This is a genomic window from Streptomyces sp. DH37 (assembly GCF_029813835.1).
GTDB lineage: Bacteria > Actinomycetota > Actinomycetes > Streptomycetales > Streptomycetaceae > Streptomyces.
In genome coordinates, this window is sequence record NZ_JARVKV010000009.1 from 81,862 (window position 1) to 102,909 (window position 21,048).

Consider the following 21,048-nt stretch of genomic DNA (forward strand, 5'->3'; position numbering starts at 1 on the left):
CGGTCCGCGGCCGGTGACGGTCCGGTGGGCGGGGGACCACCGGCGCGGCGACGAGCGCACGGCCCGCGACCACCCGCGCGACCGCCGCTGAGCGCGCCCCCGGGGAAGGGGGCGCGCTCAGACGGAGGGGGGCGCTCAGGCGCTCGGCGAAGGGGGAGGCGCCGTCCCGCTCACGCCGCGGCGCCCGCGGGCACGCCCGCGTAGGTGCGCCACAGTTGCGCGTACCGCCCGTCGCGCTCCAGCAGTTCGGCGTGGGTGCCGTCCTCCACCACCCGGCCGTGGTCCAGGACCACCACCCGGTCCGCGCGGGCGGCCGTGGTGAGGCGGTGGGCGACGACCAGGGTGGTGCGGCGGACCGCGAGGCGGTCGGTGGCCTGGTTGACCAGTGCCTCCGTGGCCAGGTCGAGCGCGGCGGTGGCCTCGTCCAGCAGCAGGATGTCGGGACGCACCAGTTCGGCGCGGGCCAGCGCGATCAGCTGCCGCTGCCCGGCCGAGAGGTTGCGCCCCTTCTCGGCCACCGGGTGCAGATAGCCGCCGGAGAGCGTGGCGATCATGTCGTGCGCGCCGACCGCCCGCGCCGCCGCCTCCACCTCCGCGTCGGTGGCGTCGGGACGGCCGTAGGCGATGGCGTCGCGCACCGTGCCCTCGAAGAGGTACGACTCCTGCGGCACCACGCCGAGCCGGTGGCGGTAGCCGGTCAGGTCGAGCTCGCGCAGGTCCGTCCCGTCCACGCGGACGGCGCCCGAGGTCGGGTCGTAGAACCGGGCGACCAGCTTCACCAGCGTGGACTTGCCCGCGCCCGTCTCGCCGACGAAGGCGACCGTCTGCCCGGCGGGGATCGTCAGGTCGATGCCGGACAGCGCCTCCTCACCGTCCGCGCCGCCGTCCGCGGTGCCGTACCGGAAGTGGACGTCCTCGAAGACGATCTCGCCGCGCAGCTCGCCCACCGCGCGCGGACGCTCGGGCCTCGGCGTCGTCGTCGGCTCGCGCAGCAGCTCCTGGACGCGGCCGAGCGAGACGACCGCCTGCTGGTAGCCGTCGAAGACCTGCGAGAGCTGCTGCACGGGGGCGAAGAACAGCTCGATGTAGAGCAGGTACGCCACCAGCGCGCCCGCCGTCAGCGTGCCGCCGCCCACCCGGTTCGCGCCGACGATCAGCACGGCGGCGGTGGCCAGGGAGGCGAGGAACTGGATGAAGGGGAAGTAGACCGAGATCAGCCACTGGCCCCGGATGCGCGCCTGGCGGTAGCCGTCGCTGAGCTCGGTGAAGCGGCGCGCGTCGCGGCGCTCGCGGCGGAACGCCTGCACGATCCGCAGGCCCGCGACGCCCTCCTGGAGGCCGGCGTTGACGCCGCTGACGCGCTCGCGCGCCAGCTCGTACGCCTTCAGGCTCTGCCGGCGGAAGAAGACGGTGCCGATCACCAGCGGCGGCAGGGTCGCCAGGACCACCAGTGCCAGGCCCGCGTCGATGACGACGAGGGCGACCATGATGCCGAAGAAGGTCAGCACCGCGACGATCGCCTGGACCAGCCCGGTCTGGAGGAAGGTCGTCAGGGCGTCCACGTCGGTGGTCATCCGGGTCATGATCTTCCCGGTCAGCTCGCGCTCGTAGTAGTCGAGCCCGAGGCGCTGGAGCTGGGCGAAGATCTTGACGCGGAGGGTGTAGAGGATCCGCTCGCCGGTGCGGCCGATGGCGCGGGTCTCGGCGATCTGCGCGGCCCACTGGGCGAGGACGACCAGCAGCGCCAGCGCGGAGGCGGCCCAGACCGCGCCGAGCGCGGTCTGCTGGACGCCCTCGTCGATGCCGTGCCGGACGAGGACGGGCAGGAGCAGGCCCGCGGTGGCGTCGATCACGACCAGCAGCAGGCTCAGCAGCAGCGGAGCGCGGAAGCCGCGCAGCAGGTGCCGCAGCCCGTACGCGGACTCGGCGGCCGCGGCGCGCTCCTCGTCGACGTCGGGGGAGTCGGTGGCCGGCGGCAGGGCGGCGACCTTGTCGAGCATGTCCGGGGTGGCCGGGACCCCGGCGAGGGCGCCGGCGAAGCCCGGTCCCCCGCCGCCGCCGGCGGGGGCGGGCGCGGGCGAACCGGGGGTGGTCCCGGCGGCGCCCGCGCTCCCCTCGGCGTCGCCCTCCCGGATCCACAGACCGGGGGTGATGCCGTCGGTCCGGCCGTCGGCTTCTTCCCTCTCCGGCTCCCTCCCCGACTCCCTCACCGCAGCCGCGGCCTGCCCGGCCGGGTCGCGTTCGACGCCGCCGAGTTCGTCGGGGTCGCTGAGCAGCCGCCGGTACAGCTCGCAGCGCTCCTGGAGCTCGGCGTCGGTGCCGACGTCCACCAGCCGCCCGCCGTCGAGGACGGCGATGCGGTCGGCCAGGGAGAGGGTGGAGCGGCGGTGGGCGATCAGCAGGGTGGTGCGGCCGGCCATCACGCCGCGCAGCGCCTCGTGGATCTCGTGCTCCACACGGGCGTCCACGGCGGAGGTGGCGTCGTCCAGGACGAGCAGCCGGGGGTCGGCGAGGATCGCCCGGGCCAGGGCCATGCGCTGGCGCTGGCCGCCGGAGAGGGTCAGGCCCTGCTCGCCGACGGCGGTGTCGTAGCCGTCGGGCAGCTCGGAGATGAAGCCGTCGGCCTGGGCGGCGCGCGCCGCCGCCCGCACCTGCTCGTCGGTGGCGTCGGGCCGCCCGTAGGCGATGTTGGCGCGGACGGTGTCGGAGAACAGGAAGCTGTTCTCCGGGACCAGGCCGATGGCCGCGCGCAGCGAGTCGAGGGTCAGCTCGCGCACGTCGTGGCCGCCGACGCGCACCGCGCCCTCGGTCACGTCGTAGAAGCGCGGCAGCAGCAGCGAGACGGTGGACTTGCCGCTGCCGGAGGTGCCGACGACGGCGACGGTCTCGCCCGGCGAGATGCTCAGCGAGAAGTCCTCCAGGACGGGCCGCGCCCCGGGCCGGGTGTCGTAGGAGAAACTCACGCGGTCGAACTCGACGGTGGCGGGGGCGTCGGCGGGCAGCTCGCGGGCGTCCTCGCTCTCGCGGATGCCCGGCTCGGCGTCGATCAGCTCCAGGACGCGCTCGACGCCCGCCCGCGCCTGCTGGCCGACCGTCAGCATCGTGGTCAGCATCCGCACCGGCCCGACGAGCTGGGCGAGGTAGGTGGAGAAGGCGACGAAGGTGCCCAGGGTGATCTGGCCGCGGGTGGCCATCCAGCCGCCGAAGGCGAGCATCGCGACCTGCCCGAGGGCGGGCACGGCCTGGAGGGCGGGCGTGTAGAGCGCGTTGAGCCTCACCGTGCGCAGCCGGGCGGCGAACAGCTCGCGGCTGACCGAGCGCAGCTTGCCGGTCTCCTGCTCCTCCTGCCCGAAGCCCTTGACCACGCGCACGCCGGTGACGGCCCCGTCCACCACCCCGGCCACGGCGCCGGCCTGCGCCTGGGCGTACCAGGTGGCCGGGAAGAGCCGGTCGCGGCTGCGCCGCGCGATGAACCACAGGGCGGGCGCGATGGCCAGCGCCACCAGCGTCAGCAGGGGGGAGAGGGCGACCATCACGATCAGCGAGATGACGAAGAGCAGCACGTTGCCGATCATCATCGGCGTCATGAACAGCAGGCCCTGGATGAGCTGGAGGTCGCTGGTGGCCCGCCCGACGACCTGGCCGGTGGAGAGCTCGTCCTGCCGCCGCCCGTCGAGGCGGGTGATGGACTCGTACATCTCGGTGCGCAGGTCGTGCTGGACGTCGAGCGCGAGTCTGCCGCCGTAGAAGCGGCGCACGTACGTCAGCCCGTACACCGCGACCGCCGCGGCGACCAGCAGGCCGATCCACAGCCCGAGCCCGCCGCCCTCTCCTCCCCCTCCGTCCCCTCCGATGATGATGTCGTCGATGACCACCTTGGTGACGAGGGGGACGAGGGCCATCACGGCCATGCCGGCGAGCGAGGCGCCCAGCGACAGCAGCACGTTGCGGCGGTACCGCCAGCAGTACGCGGTCAGCCGCCGTATCCAGCCCGGCCGCGGCGCGTCCGCGGTCCCCCCGGCCTCCCCGGTTTTCCCGGTCTCCCCCGCTTCCGTGCCCGCCACTCCGGTTACCTCCCGCTGACCGTGCGTCGCCGTGTGCGACCGCGTGTCGCCCTGTGTGTCCACTACCGCAGTGATCCAACGCGCGGAGGCGCGCATTTCATCCCGGTGGAGCGGAAGCGGGCCCGGGACCCCACCGGGACTCGAGGGCGCCTCCACCGGAGGGCCCGCGCTCCGGGCCTCCCCCGGCCCCGTGGACCCTAGGCTGACGGCCGTGAACACACGACGCCGGAAGAAGCTGTCGGCACGGCTGGTCGCGGCGGCGGGTGCGGGCGACCTCGCGCGGGTGGCCGCCGTGCTGCGGGCCGGGGCGCCCGCGGAGACCGCCGACGCCGACGGCACGACCCCGCTGTACGCGGCGGCCGTGGCGGGGAACGCCGAGGCGGCCGAGGCCCTGCTGGCCGCCGGGGCCCGGCCGGACACCGAGAGCGGCCGCGGCCACGAGGGCACTGCGCTGTGCGCCGCCGCCTGCTGGGGTCACGAGGACGCGGTACGGGTGCTCCTGGCCCACGGCGCCGATCCGCTCCTGCGCGAGGACGGGGGCGCCGGCCTCTCCCCCCTGGACTGGGCCGTGCGCGAGTCCCACACCGGGACGGCCGCCCTGCTGCGGGCGGCGGCCGGCGGGCGGGGGCCGGACGGCGCGGCCTGAACGACAGGGGGCGCGGCCCGGAGAGCCAGGCATTCTCTCCGGACCGCGCCCTTGGTGGGGCCGCGGCGTCGACGGGCGGTGCGTGCCAGCACCCCCCACAGGACCGGCTCTCCGCCCGTCCGCTCGTTCGGCCCACCCCGCAGCGAGGAGGGACTGCGGGGTCCGCCGGTGCGCTCGCGCCGCCTGTCCGAGGCGTGCGCGGCGACCGGCCGCTCGGTGGGGGCCCGGACGGTCCGGGCCCCGGTCGTGTCAGAAGGCGAACACCCCCGCACCGCCGGGCTCCGCGCCGGCCGGCTCCGCGCAGGCGTCGCGCCCCTCGCGCCCGGTCGTGACGAGCACCGGTACGGAGTCCGCCGGGAGCACCGGCCGCGCGCCGTCCGGCCGTACGCCGGGGAGTCCCGGCGCGGGCCGGTCCCCGGAGCGGCGGACCGGCGGGGCCGTGTCCTCCGCGCACTCCGGCGCGGCGGCGAGCACCAGCGCCGAGGGCGCGCGGGGCGCCGGCGCCGCGAGCGCCGCGCCGCACAGCGGGGCGAGCGTGCCCGCGGCCAGCAGACCGCTCACCAGGGCGCACTTCACCGCGTTCCGCATGACGCGTCCTTCCGTCGGGGTGTAACGGACAGCGAACGTGAGTCTGTCGGGAAGCGCCGCCGGACGCACCTTCGACGATCATTTCGAGTAACGTCGCGTGTTAAACCAGTTGCTTGCTGTGACGTCCCAGGACGTGGGACACATGCGCCGGTCACCAGCGGCGTTGTGATCGATCGTTTCTGCGGATTCCGCAACGCCGTGCATACGTCCGGATACGCACCATCCCAAACGTGACCGAAAAGCGGGGGGTCCTGGCCAGGAAAGCCCCTCGGAACAGCCGGCCCCGCACTCCGCCCGGCAGTCGCGGCTTGCACCCGCAACGGCTCACCGGACGGGGGCGGGGCACGACCCGCCCGCTACGCCCGGCCCTCCCGCTCCGCCGCGATCTGCCGGGACATGATCGTCGTCAGCTCGTACGCGGCGTGGGAGGCGGCGACCGCGGTGATCTCGGCGTGGTCGTACGCCGGGGCCACCTCCACCACGTCGGCCGAGACCAGGTTGCAGGAGGCCAGCCCCCGCAGGATCTCCAGCAGCTCGCGGGAGGTCATGCCGCCCGCCTCCGGGGTGCCGGTGCCGGGGGCGTGGGCCGGGTCGAGGCAGTCGATGTCGATGGAGACGTACAGCGGGCGGTCGCCGATGCGCTGCCGCAACTGGTCGGCGACCTCGTCCACGCCGCGCCGCATCACGTCGGCGGAGGTGACGATGCCGAAGCCCATCCTCGCGTCGTCGTCCAGGTCCTTCTTCCCGTACAGCGGGCCGCGCGTGCCCACGTGGGAGAGCGCCTCGGTGTCGAGGATCCCCTCCTCCACCGCGCGCCGGAAGGGCGTGCCGTGGGTGTACTCGGCGCCGAAGTAGGTGTCCCAGGTGTCCAGGTGGGCGTCGAAGTGGAGCAGGGCGACGGGGCCGTGCCTGCGGGCCGCCGCGCGCAGCAGGGGCAGGGCGATGGTGTGGTCGCCGCCGAGGGTCATCAGCCGGGCGCCGGTGTCCAGCAGCCCGCCGGCCGCCTCCTCGATCGTCTCGACCGCCTCGTGGATGTCGAACGGGTTGGCGGCGATGTCGCCCGCGTCGGCGACCTGGGCGAGCGCGAAGGGCGAGGCGTCCTGGGCCGGGTTGTACGGGCGCAGCAGGCGGGAGGCCTCGCGGACGGCGTTGCCGCCGAAGCGGGCGCCGGGGCGGTAGGAGACGCCCGAGTCGAAGGGCACGCCGACGACGGCGACGTCGGCGCGCTCCACCTCGTCCAGGCGCGGCAGGCGGGCGAAGGTCGCCGGGCCCGCGAAGCGCGGGACGCGGGAGGAGTCGACGGGTCCACGGGGCTGCTGCTGGTCGCTGCTCATGCGGCCGAGGGTAGGCAGGGGCCCTCCCCGGCGGACATGGACGGATCCGACAGTCGCCCCCGCCCTTTTGGACGGCCCGTACAGGACGCGGCGGAGGTGCCGCCGGGCCCCGCGCGGACACGGCGGGCGGGGGCCGATCGCCCCGCGGCCCCGGGCGGGGGACAATGCCCCCATGCCGATAACCGCCGCCCCCTCGCGCGCCGAGCTGATCGACCACCTCGTCCGCACCCGTATCGCGGGAGACGTCGCCACCCCCCGCGAGAACAACCTGGACCACTACCGCCGGCTCGCCAACGGCGACCGGCACTACTGGCTGGGCCTGGAGCTGGGCGACCGCTGGGCCGACGAGCAGGACGTCCTGGCGGTGATGGCCGAGCGCTGCGGCGTCGTCGACGACCCCCGCCACCGCCAGGGCCAGGACACCATCGACCCGGAGCTGACGGTGGCCGCCCTGGACCGGGCCGCGGCCGAGCTGCGCAAGGCGGCGGAGGCGGGCCACCGGGTGCTGTTCGCGACCGGCCACCCGGGTGCGCTGATCGACCTGCACAGCAAGGTGGCGAACGCGCTGCGCCTGGCCGGGTGCGAGATCGTGCGGGTGCCGCTGGGGCTGATCGCGGACCAGGGCGTGGTGGTGCAACTCGCGGACATCGCGATGCACGAGCGCGGGGCGACGCTGTGGCACACCCACTCCCCCGAGCCGATGACCGCGATCCTCGACGCCCTGGAGCGCGAGGGCGAGCCCCTGCCCGACCTGGTCTTCGCCGACCACGGCTGGGCGGGCTGCGCGGCGCAGCGCGGCATCCTCACGGTCGGTTTCGCCGACTGCAACGACCCGGCCCTCTTCATCGGCGAGGCGGAGGGCACCCTCGCGGTCACCGTCCCCCTGGACGACCACGTGGTCAACCCGCGCCACTACGAGCCGATGACGGCGTACCTGCTGGACGCGGCGGGGCTGACCCCCGCGTAGCGCGGCGGGCGGGCAGGCGGGCAGGCGGGGCGTAATCCGGTTGCCCGGCAGCGGGCGCGGCCCCTAACGTCGCGGCCATGGGTTCCGCAGCCTTCATGGCGATCATCAGCGGTGCGGGCGCCGTCGCGCGGCGCTCCGGCTGGTGTCCGCAGACGACCAGCCGCCCGCGCGGTCGGCGTTCGGCCCCGGCACGCCGGGACCCGTCGAGCGTCTGACTCCGAGCAGCCGTCCACAGGCGCCCCTGGGCGCCCCTTCGTACGGACGCGCCCTTCGCGTACGCCGTCGCGCGTCCGCGCCCGCTCCCCCGCGCTCCTCGCGTCCCCGCGCGGTCCCTCCGCGTGCGTGCCCGGGCCCCGGTGTCCCCCGTAGACCCGGACAGGCCCCGAAGCCCGCGCGCCCGCACCCCCGTGGAACCGTCCACGCTCGCGCTCCGCCGCGCCCGGCCCCGGCCTGTCCTCCAGCAGAGGACCTCGCCCGTGGCACGCCGCCGCATCACGCTCTCCCAGAACTTCCTGTACGACACCGACGCCGTCCGCCGCGTCGTGCGCTTCTCCGGGGTCGGGCCCGGCGACCTGGTGGTCGAACCCGGCGCCGGGGAGGGGCCGCTCACCGCCGTCCTCGCGCGGACCTGCCGCGAGGTGGTGGCGTACGAGATCGATCCGCGCCTGGCCGCCCGGCTGGCGCGCCGCTTCGCCGGGCGGCCCGGAGTCCGCCCGGTCCGGGGCGACTTCCTGCGGGCCTCTCCGCCGCGCGAGCCGTTCGCCGTGGTGGGCAACATCCCGTACTCGCGCACCACCGACATCGTGCGGTGGTGCCTGGCCGCCCCCGCGCTGACCTCCGCGACGCTGCTCACCCAGCGGGAGTACGCGCGCCGCCACACCGGGGACTACGGCCGCTGGCCGCTGCTGACGGTGCTGAGCTGGCCGCGGTACGCCTGGCGGCTGGGCTGCCGGGTCGGGCGCGGGAGCTTCGTGCCCGCGCCGCGCACCGACTCGGCCGCGCTCCGGATCGAGCGCCGCGCCGCGCCCCTGCTGCCCCCGGAGCGGCTCCCCGCCTACCGGGCCTTCGTGGAGCACGGCTTCACCGGGGTGGGCGGCTCGCTGGCGGCCACGCTGGCGCGGCGGCACCGGACGCGCCGGGTCCGGGCCGTCTGCGCGGCGGCGGGGGTCGGCGAGGACGTGCCCGTGGGGCTGGTGGCGCCGCGGCAGTGGCTGGTGCTGTTCGACGGGCTGGACCGGGGCTGACGCGGGCCCCCGGGAGCCCTCCGGCGGCCGGGCCCCTCAGCCCCGGCCGCGCGGCACCCGCACCACGCCCTCCTGCATCACCGTGATCGCCAGCCGCCCGTCGGCCGTGAAGATCCGGCCGCGGCCCAGTCCGCGGCCGGACTGGGAGGTGGGGCTCTCCTGGTCGTAGAGCAGCCACTCGTCCACCCGGAAGGGGCGGTGGAACCACATCGCGTGGTCCAGGCTCGCGCCCACCACGTCCCCGACCGTCCAGCCGCCGCGGCCGTGGGCGAGGAGGACGGGTTCGAGCAGGCTCATGTCGGAGACGTAGGCGGCCAGGCAGCGGTGGAGCATCGGGCGGTCGAGGTCGCCGTCGAGCTTGCCGTCGGTGCGGAACCACACCTGGGAGCGCGGCTCGCGCGGCCGCCCGGCCGTCGCGTACGGCGGATCGGTGACGTACCGCAGGTCGACCGCCGCCCGCGCCTCGGCGAGGCGGCCGGCCACGCCGGGGTCGCTGAACAGGTGGGCGTGGCGCGGCAGCAGCTCGGTGGAGGTGGGCAGCGTCTCCGGGTCCGGGACGGCGGGCATCGGCTCCTGGTGCTCCAGCCCCTCCTCGTCCGTCTGGAAGGAGGCCGACAGGTGGAAGATCGGCTTCCCGTGCTGGACGGCGACGACCCGGCGGCTGGTGAAGGACAGCCCGTCGCGGATGCGGTCGACCGTGTAGACGATCGGCGCGCCCGGGTCGCCGGGCCGCAGGAAGTACGCGTGCAGCGAGTGCGCGAGCCGGTCCTCGGGGACCGTCCGGGAGGCCGCGACGAGCGCCTGCGCGGCGACCTGGCCGCCGAAGACCCGGGGCACGACGGCCGGGCGGCTCTGGCCGCGGAAGATGTCGCGGTCGATCCGCTCCAGGTCGAGCAGGGCCAGCAGGTCGAGCAGGGCCCGCGGGGCGGGCCGGGGCGCCCCGGAGGCGTCCGCGCCCGCGCCTGCGTTCCCGGGGTTTCCGGCGTTCCCGGTGTTGTCGGCGTTCTTCATGGAAGGTGCGTGTCTCCCGCGCGGTCCGGTTCCCTACCCGTTCCCCACGGCCTCACAGGCCCATGGACTTGGCGATGATGGACCGCATGACCTCGCTGGTGCCGCCGTAGATGCGGGTGACGCGGGTGTCGGCGTACAGGCGCGAGATCGGGTACTCCCGCATGTAGCCGTAACCGCCGTGCAGCTGGAGGCACTTGTCGATGACCTTGGCCGCGGTCTCGGTGGTGAACAGCTTGACGGAGGCGGCGTCGGCGGGGGTCAGCTCCCCGGCGTCCAGGGCCTCCAGCGCGCGGTCCACGACCGCCTGCATGGCGTCCACGTCCGCCCGGCAGTCGGCGAGCACGAACTTGGTGTTCTGGAAGGAGGCCACGGGCTTGCCGAAGACCGTGCGGTCCCCGACGTACTCCTGGGCGAAGCGGACGGCGGCGGCGGACTGCGCGTAGGCGCCGATCGCGATGCCCAGGCGCTCCTGCGGGAGGTTGTGGGTGAGGTAGGAGAACGCCTTGCCCTCCTCGCCGAGCAGGTCCTCGACGGGGACCTTGACGTCGGTGAAGGACAGCTCGGCGGTGTCGGAGGACTTCAGGCCCAGCTTGTCGAGGTTGCGGCCGACGGCGTAGCCCTCGCTCCGGGTGTCCACCACCAGGATGGAGATGCCCGCGCGCCGGTCCTCGGGGGTCGGCGGGGCGGTGCGGCAGCAGACCAGGACGCGGTCGGCCTGGACGCCGCCGGTGATGAAGGTCTTGGCGCCGTTGAGTATGTAGTGCGTGCCGTCCTCGGACAGCCGGGCGGTGGTCTTCATGCCGGCCAGGTCCGAGCCGGCGCCGGGCTCGGTCATGGCGATGGCGGTCATCATCTCGCCGGTGACGAAGGGCGGCAGCCAGCGCCGCTTCTGCTCCTCGTTCGCGTACTTCAGCAGGTAGGGCAGGCACAGCGCGGTGTGGACGCCGGAGCCGCCGAAGCTGACGCCGGCGCGGGCGGTCTCCTCGTAGATGACCGCGCTGTACTTGAAGCTGGTCTCGCCGGCGCCGCCGTACTCCTCGGGGACCTCGATGCCGAAGACGCCCAGCTCGCCGAGTTTCAGGTAGAACTCGCGGGGGACGTGGCCCTGCTTCTCCCACTGCTCGTAGTGGGGTACGACCTCGGCGGCGATGAAGTCGCGGATGGTCTCGCGGAACGCCTCGTGGTCCTCGTTGAACACCGTGCGACGCACGTCATCGCCTCCTGGGGCCGATAAAACTAAGCGCTTGCTCAGACGCAAGCTACCGAAGGGGCGATTCGGCTGTCCAGAGGTGTCCGGCCGGTTGTTCGGCCCTGTGGGCGGTGTCATACGCGCGCGGCGGACGGCCGCGCGGGCGCCCGCGCGGCCCCGGCCCGGAACGGGAGAGCGGGGATCCGGGCGGGCCCTCAGCCGCCGGCGCTCATCCCGTCACCCGCACCACCACTCACACTGCCACTCACGCCGTCACCCGCACCGTCATCCGCGGCGGCCGCGGCGAAGGCGCCGCGGGCCAGCCGGTGGAGGAGGGCGGCCGCCGCGTCGCGGTCCGGGAGGGAGGAGGGGCGGCTCAGGTGGGGCGTGGAGTTCAGCAGGCCGAAGACGGCGTGGACGGAGGCGCGGGCCTCCTTCTCCGGCAGGCCGGGGTGCACCTGGCGGACGACGCCCACCCACAGCTCCACGTACTGGCGCTGGAGCTGCCGCACCAGCTTGCGGTCGCTGTCGCGCAGCCGGTCCAGCTCGCGGTCGTGGAGGGTGATCAGGGCCCGGTCGTCCAGGGCGAAGTCGATGTGGCGGCCGATGAGCGCGTCCAGCGTGGCCCCCGGCGCGAGCCCCGACCCGGCGGACTCCGCCAGGCACCTGCGCCCGCCCGCGTACAGCCGCTCGCTGATGCCCACCAGCAGTTCCGCGAGCATCGCGTCCTTGCCCGCGAAGTGGCGGTAGAGGCCGGGGCCGCTGATGCCGACCGCCGCGCCTATCTCGTCCACGCCGACGCCGTGGAAGCCGCGCTCGGCGAACAGGCGGGCGGCCTCGCCGAGGATCTGCTCGCGGCGGGTGGGTGCGTCGGTCCTGGTGGCCATAGGGGAATTGTAGACAGCCGGGTTAGCGGGCGTTAACCTGATGGGCGAGGTTAACGCTCACTAACCGAGCAAGGGGGCTCGAAGGGCATGCAGCAGGCACCTCCGCTGGTCAGCGCCGTGGATCCGGCGTCCGAGGCGGCGAGGGCGAACGAGGCCGCGCACCGCGAGCTGGCCGCGCGGCTGCGCGAGAAGCTCGCCGCGGCGCGGCTGGGCGGCGGCGAGCGGGCGCGGGCGAGGCACACCGCGCGCGGCAAACTGCTGCCGCGCGACCGGGTGGACACCCTGCTGGACCCGGGCTCGCCCTTCCTGGAGCTGGCGCCGCTCGCGGCGGACGGGATGTACGGCGGGCAGGCCCCGGCCGCGGGCGTGATCGCCGGCGTCGGGCGGGTGGCGGGCCGCGAGGTGGTGGTCGTCGCCAACGACGCCACCGTCAAGGGCGGCACGTACTACCCGATGACGGTCAAGAAGCACCTGCGCGCGCAGGAGGTGGCCCTGGAGAACCGGCTGCCGTGCGTGTACCTGGTGGACTCCGGCGGCGCGTTCCTGCCCATGCAGGACGAGGTCTTCCCCGACCGCGAGCACTTCGGGCGGATCTTCTACAACCAGGCCCGGATGTCCGGCGCCGGCATCCCGCAGATCGCGGCGGTCCTCGGCTCGTGCACGGCGGGCGGGGCGTACGTGCCGGCGATGAGCGACGAGGCCGTGATCGTGCGCGGCCAGGGCACGATCTTCCTGGGCGGGCCGCCGCTGGTGAAGGCGGCCACCGGCGAGGTCGTCACGGCGGAGGAGCTGGGCGGCGGCGAGGTCCACTCCCGCACCTCCGGGGTGACCGACCACCTCGCCGAGGACGACGCACACGCCCTGCGCATCGTGCGGCAGATCGTCTCCACCCTCCCCCGCCGCGGCCCGCTGCCGTGGCCGGTGGAGCCGGTGGAGGAGCCGAAGGCCGATCCGGCCGGGCTCTACGGCGTGGTGCCGGTGGACTCCCGCACCCCCTACGACGTGCGCGAGGTCATCGCGCGCGTCGTGGACGGCTCGCGGTTCGCCGAGTTCAAGGCCGAGTACGGCACGACGCTGGTGACGGGCTTCGCCCGCCTCCACGGCCACCCGGTCGGGATCGTCGCCAACAACGGCATCCTGTTCGCCGAGTCCGCCCAGAAGGGCGCCCACTTCATCGAGCTGTGCGACCAGCGCGGCATACCGCTGCTGTTCCTGCAGAACATCTCCGGCTTCATGGTGGGCCGCCAGTACGAGGCGGGCGGCATCGCCAAGCACGGCGCCAAGATGGTCACGGCCGTGGCCTGCGCCCGGGTGCCCAAGCTGACGGTCGTCATCGGCGGCTCCTACGGCGCGGGCAACTACTCGATGTGCGGCCGGGCGTACTCGCCGCGCTTCCTGTGGATGTGGCCCAACGCCAAGATCTCGGTGATGGGCGGCGAGCAGGCCGCCTCGGTGCTGGCCACCGTCAAGCGCGACCAGCTGGAGGCGCGCGGCGAGGAGTGGGGCGCCGAGGAGGAGGACGCCTTCAAGGCGCCGATCCGCGAGCAGTACGAGACCCAGGGCAACGCCTACTACGCCACCGCGCGGCTGTGGGACGACGGCGTGATCGACCCGCTGGAGACGCGCACGGTGCTCGGCCTGGCACTCACCGCGTGCGCCAACGCGCCGCTGCCCGAGAAGGACCCCGCGGCGCCCGGCTACGGCGTCTTCCGGATGTGAGGGGGATGCGTTCCATGTTCGACACGGTGCTGGTCGCCAACCGCGGCGAGATCGCCGTCCGCGTCATCCGCACGCTGCGGAGGCTGGGCGTGCGCTCGGTCGCCGTCTTCAGCGACGCGGACGCCGACGCGCGGCACGTACGGGAGGCGGACACCGCGGTGCGGATCGGCCCGGCGGTGGCCTCCGAGAGCTACCTGTCCGTCGAGCGGCTGCTGGAGGCCGCCCGGCGGACGGGCGCGCAGGCGGTGCACCCCGGCTACGGCTTCCTCGCCGAGAACGCCGTCTTCGCCCGCGCGGTGGCGGACGCCGGGATGGTCTTCGTCGGCCCGCCCGCCGGGGCCATCGAGCTGATGGGCGACAAGATCCGCGCCAAGGAGACGGTGCGGGCGGCCGGGGTGCCGGTGGTGCCCGGCAGCAGCGGCAGCGGACTGACCGACGCCGAACTGTCCGCCGCCGCCTCGGAGATCGGCATGCCGGTCCTGCTCAAGCCCTCGGCGGGCGGCGGCGGCAAGGGCATGCGGCTGGTGCGCGACGAGGCGGCGCTGGCCGACGAGATCGCCGCCGCGCGGCGCGAGGCCCGCGGCGCCTTCGGCGACGACACCCTGCTGGTGGAGCGGTGGATCGACCGGCCCCGGCACATCGAGATCCAGGTCCTCGCCGACGGCCACGGCACCGTGGTGCACCTGGGCGAGCGCGAGTGCAGCCTCCAGCGCCGCCACCAGAAGATCATCGAGGAGGCCCCCAGCCCGCTGCTGGATCCGGCCACCCGCGCCGCGATGGGCGAGGCCGCCGTACGCGCCGCCCGCTCCTGCGGCTACCGGGGCGCGGGCACGGTGGAGTTCATCGTCCCCGGCGGCGATCCGGCCGCGTACTGCTTCATGGAGATGAACACCCGCCTCCAGGTCGAGCACCCGGTGACGGAGCTGGTCACCGGCCTGGACCTGGTGGAGTGGCAGTTGCGGGTGGCGGCCGGCGAGCCGCTGCCCTTCGGCCAGGACGGCATCGTCCTGAACGGCCACGCGGTGGAGGCCCGGATCTGCGCGGAGACCGCGCGCGCCACGGGCGGGAGGGTGGACTTCCTGCCGTCGGCCGGCACCGTCCACCTGCTGTCGGAGCCGTCGGGCGAGGGGGTCCGCGTGGACTCCGGACTCACGCGGGGCACCGAGGTGGGCACCGTCTACGACCCGATGCTCGCCAAGGTGATCGCCTACGGCCCGGACCGCGCCTCCGCGCTGCGGCGGCTGCGCTCGGCGCTGGCGGAGACGACCGTGCTGGGCGTGGAGACCAACACGGCCTTCCTGCGCGCCCTGCTGGCCCACCCCGCGGTGGTCTCCGGCGAGCTGGACACCGGCCTGGTGGACCGGGACGCGGCCTCGCTGCTGCCGTCGGCCGTGCCCGACGAGGTGTACGCGGCGGCGGCGCTGCTGCGGCACGCCGCGCTGGAGCCCGCGGCACCCGCCGGTGGAAACGGCCTCGCCGGCTGGACGGACCCGTTCTCCGCGCCGACCGGCTGGCGGCTGGGCGGCGAGCCCGCCTGGGCCGTCCACCACCTGCGGGTACCGGGCCACGAGCCGGTGGCCGTGCGGGTGCGCGGGCGGGCCGGCGGCGCCGAGGTCCGCGTCGGGGACGCCGGGCCGGTGAGGGCCTCGCTGCGCCTCGACGGCCCCGAGGGATCCGGCCGGGCCCTGCTGACCTGGGACGGGGTGACCCACTCCTTCACCCACGCGCGCTCCGGCGGCAGCCGCTGGCTCGGCCGGGACGGGCAGAGCTGGCACCTGGCCGACCACGACCCGGTCGAGGCGGCCCTGCGGGGCGGCGCGGGGGCGCACGGCGCCGACGCGCTGACCGCGCCGATGCCCGGCACGGTCACCGTCGTCAAGGCGGCCGTCGGCGAGGAGGTCGCCGCGGGGCAGAGCCTGCTGGTGGTGGAGGCGATGAAGATGGAGCACGTCATCGCCGCCCCCTACGACGGGATCGTCACCGAGCTGGACGTCACCGCGGGCAGCACGGTCGCCATGGACCAGGTGCTCGCCGTCGTCGAGCCCAAGGAGTCCGCGCCGTCGGGACCGTCGGGGCCGGCCGCGCCGTCGGGGCCGTCGGGGAAGGAGGCCGCGCGATGATCGAGGGACTGCCCATGGCCGTTCCGGCCGAAGGGCTTCCGGCCCGCGTCCGCATCCACGAGGTGGGCGCGCGCGACGGCCTGCAGAACGAGCCGGCGGTCGTCCCCGTCGAGGTGAAGGCGGAGTTCATCCGCCGGCTCGCCGACGCCGGACTGCGCACCGTCGAGGCGACCAGTTTCGTCCACCCCCGGTGGGTGCCCCAGCTGGCCGACGCCGGGGAGCTGTTCCCGGCCGTGGCCGACCTCGCCGACCGCGCGGGGGCCGAGGCCGTGCGGCTGCCGGTGCTCGTGCCCAACGAGCGCGGCCTGGAGCGGGCGCTGGCCCTCGGCGTCCGCGAGATCGCCGTCTTCGGCAGCGCCACCGAGTCCTTCGCCAGGGCCAACCTCAACCGCACCGTCGACGAGGCCTTGGCGATGTTCGAGCCGGTGGTCGCCCGCGCGAAGGAGGCGGGCGCCGGGGTGCGCGGCTATCTGTCGATGTGCTTCGGCGACCCGTGGGAGGGCCCGGTCCCCGTCGACCAGGTGGTCGGCGTCTGCCGCCGCCTGCTCGACCTCGGCTGCGACGAGCTCAGCCTGGGCGACACCATCGGCGTGGCCACCCCCGGTCACGTCACCGCCCTGCTGACCGCGCTGAACGCGGCGGGCGTGCCCACCGGCCGCCTCGCCGTCCACTTCCACGACACCTACGGCCAGGCCCTGTCCAACACCCTGGCCGCCCTCCGGCACGGCGTCACCACCGTGGACGCCTCCGCCGGCGGGCTCGGCGGCTGCCCGTACGCCAAGAGCGCCACCGGCAACCTCGCCACCGAGGACCTCGTGTGGATGCTGCACGGCCTCGGCATCGACACCGGGGTCGACCTCGGCCGCCTCACCGCCACCAGCGTGTGGATGGCCGACCGGCTGGGCCGGCCCAGCCCGTCCCGCACGGTCCGCGCCCTCTCGTCCCAGGACGCCCGCGACCCCCGGGCCGCCCCGGACACCCAGGTCTCCCGCGACTCCCACAAGGAGCAGTGACAGCCATGTCCCTTGACCACCGCCTCTCCCCCGAGCACGAGGAACTGCGCCGCACCGTCGAGGAGTTCGCGCACGACGTCATCGCGCCGAAGATCGGGGAGTTCTACGAGAACCACGAGTTTCCCTACGAGATCGTCCGCGAGATGGGCCGCATGGGCCTGTTCGGCCTGCCCTTCCCCGAGGAGTACGGCGGCATGGGCGGCGACTACCTCGCCCTGTGCCTGGCCCTGGAGGAGCTGGCCCGGGTGGACTCCTCCGTCGCCATCACCCTGGAGGCCGCCGTCTCCCTGGGCGCCATGCCCGTCTACCGCTTCGGCACCGAGGAGCAGAAGCGCGAGTGGCTGCCGCGGCTGTGCTCGGGCGAGACGCTCGGCGCCTTCGGCCTGACCGAGCCCGAGTGCGGCTCGGACGCGGGCGGCACCCGCACCACCGCCGTGCGCGACGGCGACGAGTGGGTGATCAACGGCACCAAGTGCTTCATCACCAACTCCGGCACCGACATCACCGGCCTGGTCACCGTCACCGCCGTCACCGGCCGCAAGCCCGACGGCCGCCCGGAGATCTCCTCGATCATCGTCCCCTCCGGCACCCCGGGCTTCACCGTCGCCGCGCCCTACTCCAAGGTCGGCTGGAACGCCTCGGACACCCGCGAGCTGTCCTTCTCCGACGTCCGGGTCCCGGCCGCCAACCTGCTGGGCGAGGAGGGCCGCGGCTACGCCCAGTTCCTGCGCATCCTGGACGAGGGCCGCATCGCCATCTCCGCGCTGGCCACCGGCCTGGCGCAGGGCTGCGTGGACGAGTCGGTGCGGTACGCCGGGGAGCGCCGCGCCTTCGGCCGCCCGATCGGCGCCAACCAGGCGATCCAGTTCAAGCTGGCCGACATGGAGATGCGCGCCCACACCGCCCGCATCGCCTGGCGCGACGCGGCCTCCCGCCTGCTGGCGGGCGAGCCGTTCAAGAAGGAGGCGGCCATCGCCAAGCTGTACTCCTCGGAGATCGCGGTCACCAACGCCCGCGAGGCCACCCAGATCCACGGCGGCTACGGCTTCATGAACGAGTACCCGGTGGCCCGCATGTGGCGGGACTCGAAGATCCTGGAGATCGGTGAGGGCACCAGCGAGGTCCAGCGCATGCTGATCGCCCGCGAGCTGGGCGTCGCCTCCTGAGGCGGCGCGCGCCGTCCGCGGGCCGCCTCCCGCACCGGTGAGGCGGCCCGCGGGCCGCCGCGCCCGGCCTCCGGTCAGGCCGGAGCCGGGGGCAGCGGCTGCTCCGCCCAGATGACCTTCCCGGTTCCGGTGTACCGGGTGCCCCAGCGCTCGGAGAGCTGGGCCACGAGGAACAGGCCCCGTCCGCCCTCGTCCGTCGTCGTCGCGCGGCGCGGGTGCGGCGAGGTGCCGCTGGTGTCGGAGACCTCGCAGATCAGGCTGCGCTCCAGCCTCAGCAGCCTGACCCGGACGGGACCGGTGGCGTGCCGGATGGCGTTGGTGACCAGCTCGCTGAGGATCAGCTCGGTGGTGAACTCCAGGGTCTCCAGACCCCAGTCGGCCAGCTGCCGCGCGACGTCCCCGCGGACGGCGGAGACGGCGGCGGGGTCGTACGGCACGTCCCAGGTCGCGATCCGGTCGGGCGCCAGCGCCCGGGTGCGGGCGACGAGCAGGGCGACGTCGTCGCGCTGCCGCTCGGTGAGCATCGCGCCGGTCACCGCGTCGCAGGTCGCCTCGGGCGATCCGTCGGCCCGGGCCAGGGCCTGCCGCAGCAGTTCCAGCCCGACGTCGATGTCGCGCCCCCGGTCCTCGACGAGCCCGTCGGTGTACAGCACCAGCCGGCTGCCCTCGGCCAGCTCGATCTCGGCCGTCTCGTAGGGCGGCCCGCCCAGCCCGATGGGGGTGCCGACGGGGATCTCGGGGAACTCCACGGTGCCGTCGGGATGGACGAGCGCGGGCGGGGGGTGGCCCGCGCGGGCCATGACGCAGCGCCGCGAGACCGGGTCGTAGATCGCGTACAGGCAGGTCGCGCCCATCATGCCGTCCGTGCCGTCCGCCAGCGGGTCCCCGGCGTCCTCGTGCCGGTCGCTGCGGTGCACCAGCTCGTCGAGGTGGCCGATGATCTCGTCGGGCGGCAGGTCCAGGGCGGAGAAGTTGTGGACGGCGGTGCGCAGCCGCCCCATGGTGGCGGCCGCGTGCAGACCGTGGCCGACCACGTCGCCGACCACCAGCGCGACGCGGGCCCCGGACAGCGGGATCACGTCGAACCAGTCCCCGCCCACGCCCGACTGCGCGGGCAGGTAGCGGTGGGCGACCTCCAGCGCGCCCTGCCCGGGCAGGGCCCGGGGCAGCAGGCTGCGCTGCAGCGTGGCGGCCATGGTGTGCTCGCGCGCGTAACGGCGGGCGTTGTCGACGGCCGCCGCGGCGCGGGCCACCAGCTCCTCGGCCAGGGACAGGTCCTCGTCGTCGAAGGGGCCGGGCTTCTCCGACCGCCAGAAGCTGACCAGCCCCAGGACGATGCCGCGTGCCTGCAGCGGGACCGTGATCAGCGAGTGGACCCCCGACCGCAGGATCCACCGCGCGCGCTCGGGGTCCTGGGCCTGCCACCCCGGCGAGGCGGCCAGATCGGTCTCCAGGACCGCCTGCCCGGTCCCGTAGCCCCGCGCCTGCGGGGTGGAGGGGGCGAAGCTGATCAGCTCGCCCGCCGAGTAGAAGCCCGGTACCTCCCGGATGCCGCGGGCGGCCACCCGGCGCATGTCCACGGCGCCGCCCGCGGGCTCCTCGCCGCGCAGCACGGAGTCGGCCAGGTCGACGGTGACGAAGTCGGCGAAGCGGGGCACCGCGGCCTCCGCCAGCTCCTCGGCGGTGCGCACCATGTCCAGCGTGGTCCCGATGCCCGTCCCCGCGTCGTACAGCAGCTTCAGCCGCCGGCGCGCCGCCTCGGCGCTCTCGGAGAGCACGCGCAGCTCGGTGGAGTCGCGGAACGTCGCCACGCTGCCCGGAGGGCCTCCGAAGCGGTCGGTGGGCTCGTGGTTGACGGCGAGCATGCGCTCCCCGACCATGTGCGCCTCGTCCACGGCCACGCGCCCGGAGGCGAGCAGCCTGCTGACGCGCGGGGGGAGACCGAGCTCGGCGACGCGGCGGCCCTCGGCGTCCGGCGGCAGATCGAGCAGCCGGCGCGCCTCGTCGTTGGCGAGCACGAGCCGGCCGTCGTCGCCGACGATCAGCACGCCCTCGCGGACGGCGTGCAGCACGGCGTCGTGGTGCTCGTACATGCGGGTCATCTCGGTGGGCCCCAGCCCGTGGGTCTGGCGCAGCAGCCGCCTGCTGACCACCGCCGCGCCCGCCATGGACAGCAGCAGCGCTCCCGCGGAGGCGCCGAAGAGCAGCGGGAGCTGGCCGCCGACGGTGCTCTCGACCTTCGCGACGGTGATGCCCGCGGAGACCAGGCCCACCACCGAGCCGTCGGATCCGCGCACGGGCACCACCGCCTGCACCAGGGGGCCGATGGTGCCGACGATCTCCTCGGTGACGACCTCGCCCCGCAGCGCCGGTCCGGTGGTGCCGACGAACTTCTTCCCGATCCGGTCCGGCCTGGGGTGGGTGTAGCGGGTCCCGTCGGTGTCCGTCACAACGACGAAGTCGACGCCGGAGCGTTTGCGCGCCCGCTCGGCGAACGACTGGAGGCGCTCGGTGGGGTCGTCGCTTCTCAGCGCGGCGGGCAGTCCGGGCGCGCTGGCGAACGTCTCGGCGACCGCGACCGACCGGTTGCGCGCCTCGCGCGTGCTGTCGTTGCGGGCCTGGACCACCAGGGCCACCGCCGCGGCGACGACGAGCAGCAGGACGAGCACGGCCTGCAGGACGAACACCTGGCCCGCCAGACTGCGCACACCCAGCAGCGAGCCGGGGTGCCGTACCGGCGACGGTCGCCTCGCGCTGTGCCCGGGATCCCCGCCCCCCGTTCTCCCGCCCCCGCGCCGTTCCGACGGCCACCGGGCACCGAGCAGCCGGCGCATCGAATCCCGAGATCGGTCGGAAAGTCCGATCACATGCCCATTCTTAGCATTGTTTGCCGCTCCGGGGCGAGCAGCCCTCCCCGGCGGACACCGGCCACGGTCCGGCGGCGGGCCACGGGACGGGCCGCACGGCCGCCGACAGGACGGCGGCGGAACGGCGACAGGGCGGCGACAGGGCAGCGGCTGAACGGCGGCAGGGCGGCGGCGGGAGCGCCCTCCGCCCGGCGAGGAGGGTCCCGGCGGAGATCCGGCGGAGAACCGGCGAA

General features: G+C 74.9%; 14 protein-coding genes. 7 read left to right on the forward strand and 7 right to left on the reverse strand.

From position 1 onward, the window contains the following. Positions 1 to 170 precede the first annotated feature (170 nt). Positions 171 to 3,986, reverse strand: coding sequence for an ABC transporter ATP-binding protein (locus QC029_RS07445; protein WP_279554719.1), 3,816 nt, complete (start codon positions 3,984 to 3,986; stop codon positions 171 to 173). Between the two features lie 289 nt (positions 3,987 to 4,275). On the opposite strand from QC029_RS07445, the gene QC029_RS07450 reads away from it, so the two are divergent. Beyond that, a complete protein-coding gene (locus tag QC029_RS07450; RefSeq protein ID WP_279554666.1) occupies positions 4,276 to 4,710 on the forward strand; it encodes an ankyrin repeat domain-containing protein in 435 nt (144 codons plus the stop codon). Between the two features lie 249 nt (positions 4,711 to 4,959). Here the strand turns inward: QC029_RS07450 and QC029_RS07455 are convergent, their stop codons facing one another. Both QC029_RS07455 and speB read right to left on the reverse strand, forming a co-directional pair. Then, positions 4,960 to 5,298 carry a hypothetical protein gene (locus QC029_RS07455; RefSeq protein ID WP_279554667.1) on the reverse strand — a complete coding sequence of 113 codons (339 nt, stop codon included), beginning with the start codon at positions 5,296 to 5,298 and terminating at the stop codon, positions 4,960 to 4,962. Between the two features lie 356 nt (positions 5,299 to 5,654). Next, positions 5,655 to 6,632 carry an agmatinase gene (gene speB / locus QC029_RS07460; RefSeq protein ID WP_279554668.1) on the reverse strand — a complete coding sequence of 326 codons (978 nt, stop codon included), beginning with the start codon at positions 6,630 to 6,632 and terminating at the stop codon, positions 5,655 to 5,657. A 172-nt stretch (positions 6,633 to 6,804) separates the two neighbouring features. Between speB and QC029_RS07465 the strand changes: the two genes are divergently transcribed. Both QC029_RS07465 and erm read left to right on the forward strand, forming a co-directional pair. Next, positions 6,805 to 7,599, forward strand: a complete 795-nt coding sequence (locus QC029_RS07465; RefSeq protein ID WP_279554669.1) for a phosphatase — start codon at positions 6,805 to 6,807, stop codon at positions 7,597 to 7,599. Between the two features lie 476 nt (positions 7,600 to 8,075). Then, a complete protein-coding gene (erm, locus tag QC029_RS07470; protein ID WP_279554670.1) occupies positions 8,076 to 8,843 on the forward strand; it encodes an ErmE/ErmH/ErmO/ErmR family 23S rRNA (adenine(2058)-N(6))-methyltransferase in 768 nt (255 codons plus the stop codon). A 36-nt stretch (positions 8,844 to 8,879) separates the two neighbouring features. On the opposite strand, the gene QC029_RS07475 is transcribed toward erm, so the two are convergent. From QC029_RS07475 to QC029_RS07485, 3 genes are all read right to left on the reverse strand, one after another. After that, a complete protein-coding gene (locus QC029_RS07475) occupies positions 8,880 to 9,854 on the reverse strand; it encodes an acyl-CoA thioesterase II (protein WP_279554671.1) in 975 nt (324 codons plus the stop codon). A gap of 52 nt (positions 9,855 to 9,906) precedes the next feature. Then, positions 9,907 to 11,064 carry an acyl-CoA dehydrogenase family protein gene (locus QC029_RS07480; protein WP_279554672.1) on the reverse strand — a complete coding sequence of 386 codons (1,158 nt, stop codon included), beginning with the start codon at positions 11,062 to 11,064 and terminating at the stop codon, positions 9,907 to 9,909. A 194-nt stretch (positions 11,065 to 11,258) separates the two neighbouring features. Further along, complete coding sequence (locus tag QC029_RS07485; protein ID WP_279554673.1) at positions 11,259 to 11,930, reverse strand: TetR/AcrR family transcriptional regulator; 672 nt, start codon at positions 11,928 to 11,930, stop codon at positions 11,259 to 11,261. 87 nt (positions 11,931 to 12,017) lie between these two features. On the opposite strand from QC029_RS07485, the gene QC029_RS07490 reads away from it, so the two are divergent. Genes QC029_RS07490 through QC029_RS07505 form a run of 4 tightly spaced genes read left to right on the forward strand, consistent with a single transcriptional unit; the run spans position 12,018 to position 17,948 of the window. Beyond that, on the forward strand, positions 12,018 to 13,649 hold the full coding sequence (locus tag QC029_RS07490; protein WP_279554674.1) for a carboxyl transferase domain-containing protein: 1,632 nt from the start codon (positions 12,018 to 12,020) through the stop codon (positions 13,647 to 13,649). Positions 13,650 to 13,663: 14 nt separating this feature from the next. After that, positions 13,664 to 15,769: a biotin carboxylase N-terminal domain-containing protein gene (locus QC029_RS07495; RefSeq protein ID WP_279554675.1), complete on the forward strand. Its 2,106-nt coding sequence runs from the start codon at positions 13,664 to 13,666 to the stop codon at positions 15,767 to 15,769. Then, positions 15,766 to 16,782: a hydroxymethylglutaryl-CoA lyase gene (locus QC029_RS07500; RefSeq protein ID WP_279554676.1), complete on the forward strand. Its 1,017-nt coding sequence runs from the start codon at positions 15,766 to 15,768 to the stop codon at positions 16,780 to 16,782. The genes QC029_RS07495 and QC029_RS07500 overlap by 4 nt, the downstream gene beginning before the upstream one ends. Positions 16,783 to 16,787: 5 nt before the next feature. Continuing rightward, complete coding sequence (locus tag QC029_RS07505) at positions 16,788 to 17,948, forward strand: acyl-CoA dehydrogenase family protein (RefSeq protein WP_279554677.1); 1,161 nt, start codon at positions 16,788 to 16,790, stop codon at positions 17,946 to 17,948. 74 nt (positions 17,949 to 18,022) lie between these two features. Here QC029_RS07505 and QC029_RS07510 read toward each other — a convergent pair whose 3' ends face one another. Next, complete coding sequence (locus QC029_RS07510; protein ID WP_279554720.1) at positions 18,023 to 20,665, reverse strand: SpoIIE family protein phosphatase; 2,643 nt, start codon at positions 20,663 to 20,665, stop codon at positions 18,023 to 18,025. Positions 20,666 to 21,048 lie beyond the last annotated feature (383 nt).